This window comes from Anaerotruncus colihominis (assembly GCF_010206195.1).
Classification (GTDB): domain Bacteria; phylum Bacillota; class Clostridia; order Oscillospirales; family Ruminococcaceae; genus Anaerotruncus; species Anaerotruncus colihominis_A.
In genome coordinates this window covers 1-711 of sequence record NZ_VIQT01000025.1, presented here as the reverse complement: position 1 = coordinate 711, position 711 = coordinate 1, and the positions used below count along the sequence as shown (strand labels likewise).

The 711-nt window shown below is 58.6% G+C and carries 1 pseudogene; it reads left to right on the top strand.

The annotated features are described in order from the left end of the window. Nucleotides 1–711, top strand: a pseudogene (locus FMM72_RS16755) (6-hydroxynicotinate reductase); the annotation flags it as partial.

Sequence of the window (711 nt, the reverse complement as noted above, 5' to 3'; positions counted from 1 at the left end):
GTACAGTGCCGCATCCCTGTGGGGCATACCGGCGCCTGCAAGCGGTATACAAATGAAAATGGCAAACTGGTACGCAACCGCGAACTGACGGTTCATAACGACGGTATTACATATCCGGACCCCCGGCTCCAAGGCCCGATTATCACTGCCGTGGGCGCCGGCACTAACTATCCCTGCATCCGTCCCGCGCCGCACATTGTTTCCGAAGTTCGGGACGGCGTGGAGGTGGTCACGACTGTGACCGAAGCGCCGCTGAGCTATTCCGGCGTCATTGTAAAGCTGGACACCAACACCTACATCGGCGAGGAAGGCGACCCCGTCTATCGTGACGGAAAGGTGGTCGGCATGGTGAACACGGAGGAATACGGCTCGAAGATGATCGCCGTGGGCGGCGCCAATAAGCTCACCGGACCGGACGGCTTCATCGTGGCCCGCACCATAGTGGAGCTGGCCAACGGCGAGGAAGTGGAGCTTTCCGTCAACAAGAAAACAAAGATCATTGTTCAGGCTGGCAAGCCTCCCGTTATCAACGGCGTGAAGGAAGCAAAAATGCGCATCGGCTGCGGCAGCGCCACTGTGGGACTGTTCGCCAAGAAGATGAAAGAGGCGGTGGATGAGGTCATCGTCATCGACCACCATGTCACGGGGCTTTTCACTGAGCATCTGGCTGGAGCCGACGTCGGTATGGAGTGGTCCGGCGTGATACCGAAC